Origin of the sequence: Protofrankia sp. CiP1_Cm_nod2, from assembly GCF_920664355.1 — a bacterium.
Lineage (GTDB): Bacteria > Actinomycetota > Actinomycetes > Frankiales > Frankiaceae > Protofrankia.
Genome location: NZ_CAKKTL010000206.1, coordinates 6,993 through 9,743, shown reverse-complemented (window position 1 = coordinate 9,743; position 2,751 = coordinate 6,993). Strand labels below are relative to the sequence as shown.

3 protein-coding genes are annotated in these 2,751 nt (G+C 66.8%); 1 reads left to right on the top strand and 2 read right to left on the bottom strand.

From position 1 onward, the window contains the following. Positions 1–438 precede the first annotated feature (438 nt). The gene (locus NBW84_RS19080; protein WP_250286102.1) at positions 439–1,278 is read right to left on the bottom strand and encodes a hypothetical protein; all 840 of its coding nucleotides are present in this window, start codon (positions 1,276–1,278) and stop codon (positions 439–441) included. A gap of 378 nt (positions 1,279–1,656) precedes the next feature. Between NBW84_RS19080 and NBW84_RS19075 the strand changes: the two genes are divergently transcribed. After that, entirely contained in the window at positions 1,657–2,019 is a 363-nt protein-coding gene (locus NBW84_RS19075) for a response regulator transcription factor (protein ID WP_250286101.1), read from the top strand. Between the two features lie 44 nt (positions 2,020–2,063). Here the strand turns inward: NBW84_RS19075 and NBW84_RS19070 are convergent. Further along, positions 2,064–2,751 (bottom strand): LuxR C-terminal-related transcriptional regulator (locus tag NBW84_RS19070; protein ID WP_445548769.1); only part of this gene is annotated, 688 nt, incomplete at its 5' end.

Below are 2,751 nucleotides of genomic sequence, written 5' to 3'. Positions count from 1 at the left end.
ATCCTATACCACGCTCAACAATGAGGGCATCGAAGTTGTACGGCGAAATAGACGATGGTTTTTCCCCCTGGGACAGGATAGTCTCCGTCGAAACCGTGGTCTACAACCATAACCCTACAATCGTGATCCGTTCCACGGCGACCGAGGGAGTTCCATCACGATTTCCCTCCTCGACGATCCCTCCCCACTACGACCCATCCGAAGACGTCATCTCCATAATCTCCCTGCCATTTGTCCGTGGATCATGGCGAGATGTAGACTCCGCGCTGCGCAGTTTCGCAGGAACTTCCTGGCGAGGAGGTCCGCTTCCATCTCGCGGCAAGGCGTTTCTTGGCGAATTTGTACAAGCACGGCACGCCTCAGCAAGGACACCCTTCGTGACGCGGAGCATCCCGGACACACCGCGCCGCGCTGAACCCGAGTATTCGGAACGACGCTTCAGCCGGTGTTCAAGGGCGTCGGCTGAGCGGGATTCGCCAGGTGGGCAAGGCTCTTGCACATGAGATCCGAGGATCCGATCCACATGACCGTGAAACGATCGCCGTTGCTTTTTCTGCTGACGGCGTCGGCGCAGAAGGCAGGGTCGGGCTCGCGCTTCTCGCCGCGGAATCCGAATCCGCCGGTCGGGAACGGCACTCTCTTCAGCAGCCAGCAGGCCGCGCCGTCGACCAGCGCGTCGAGATCCCCACGGACGACCGCGACCATACCAAGTGACCAGTGCCAGTCGTCATGCTGGTACACCTTGATCGCCAGATGGTCGGTCTCGTAGGCGCAGTCCACCACGTCGTTGGCTGCGTTCACCCTTTTGATGAACTGCTCAAGCCCGCCACGGAACTGCGCGAACTCCCCCGCGCGTCCCCTGGGAATGAAACCGATCATCTGATCGGCGAGACCCGCGATGCTGACGCATGGATTCTGATTGATCACGCTGACCGCGTCCGCCGACGGAAACCTGGGAAGCTGGGATTTCGTGAGCGGCCCGGGCGTGGGGCAGACCGGCCCTTTCGGCTTCCGGTCCTGCCCGTTCTGCCGGTCCTGCCCGTTCTGCTGAATCTGCCCGTTCTGTTGGGTCGGCCCGCCGCTCGGCCGCGAACCACCGCTGCCCCCCATATCGTCCAGACAGCCCGTGGCAAGCAGGGACAGCGCCAGGAAACCGGCCAGCGCATGCCTGGGAAGAAGCGCCGGGAGACGGACGACGAAACGCGGGATCGACAGTGCCTCCCGCGCCCTCGTCCGCCGGTACGAAAATCTCCGACAACGCCGGCCGACCGTGCGCATCACGTCTCATCCCCCACAACATGTCATGACTGACTGGCGGCGCTTCCTGATCGGTGCCGCCGCCGTTTCGAGGCCCTGCCACGATCGTCAGATCGATCCTCACGGGCATCGGGCGCGGGAACATCCGTGCCAACACTGAAAACCGAAGGCCGTCAGCCCGGATGGTTGGGCACGGCGGTTCGGCCACGCGGCGGTTCGGCCACGCGGCGGTTCGGCCACGCGGCGGTTCGGCCACGCGGCGGTTCGGCCACGCGACGATTCGGCCAGGCGGGTGCTCGCCGGCCAGCGTGGGTGGCGGGTGAGGCCAGCCCGGATGACGCCCTCCGGTTCAGGGCTGGCACGGACGTGGGGACGCGGTCGTGGTGGGATCGTCGGTCGGTGGCGTCCACTGTTCTGATTGTCGACGATCTTGTGGATTTCCGGGCGGTCGCTCGCGTGATGCTGGAGGCCGGTGGATACCGGGTCGTCGGGGAGGCGGGGACCGGAGCCGACGGGCTGGGCGAGGCGGCCCGACTGGGGCCGGACATCGTGCTGCTCGACGTGCGCCTGCCCGACATCGACGGGTTCGCGGTCTGCCGCGAGCTCCGTACGAGGATGCCGACGGTCAAGGTGGTGCTGTGTTCGGCCCGGGACGCCACCGACTACGGCAGCCGCATCACCGACTGCGGGGCATGTGGCTTCCTGCTCAAGTCCGAGCTGTCGTCGACGGCGCTCACCCGCCTGGTCACCGGCTGCCGGTGACGCCGTGCCCACCTGTCTGGCGGCATGGTTGCCTGACCGGCCAGTCATGATCTTCGGGTGGCGGTCGTGCCGGTGGCCTGGAGATAGGTGATGACGGCGAGGACGCGACGGTGGTCGTCGGGCTGCGGCTGCAGACCGAGCCGGGTGAAAATGCTGCGTACATGGGACTCGACCGTCCTGGGAGTGAGGACGAGCTGGTCGCTGATGGAGCGATTGGAACGCCCCTCGGCCATCAGGGCGAGCACTTCACGTTCACGGTCGGTCAGCGTGTCGAGCGGGCCACGTCGGTGCCGGCCGCCGACCAGCAGCGCCGCCACGTCGGGGTCGAGGGCGCAGCCGCCGGCCGCGACCCGGCGGACCGCGTCCAGGAAGACCGCCGTCCCGGCGACCCGTTCCTTGAGCAGGTAGCCGATGCTCCCGGCGCCCGCGCCGAACAGGGCCGGCAGATAGTGGGACTCCAGGTACTGAGAGAGCAGCAGGACGCCGACGTCGGGGTGATCCCGGCGGATGGCGACAGCCGCCTCGAGCCCTTCGAGATGGTGGGTGGGAGGCATGCGGATGTCGACCACCGCGATGTCGGGCCGCAGCGCGGCGATCGCGCCATGCAGACCGGCCGGATCGGCGACCTGCGCGACGACGTCGCATCCGTGACCGCGGAGCAGCTCGGCGACAACCTCCCGCAGAAACACCGCGTCGTCGGCGAGCACCACCCGTAATCCCGCGGACCGGCCT

Coding starts and splice junctions, on each gene's coding strand:
- NBW84_RS19080 (WP_250286102.1), bottom strand. CDS start 1,278: ATGCGCACGGTCGGCCGGCGTTGTCGGAGATTTTCGTACCGGCGGACG.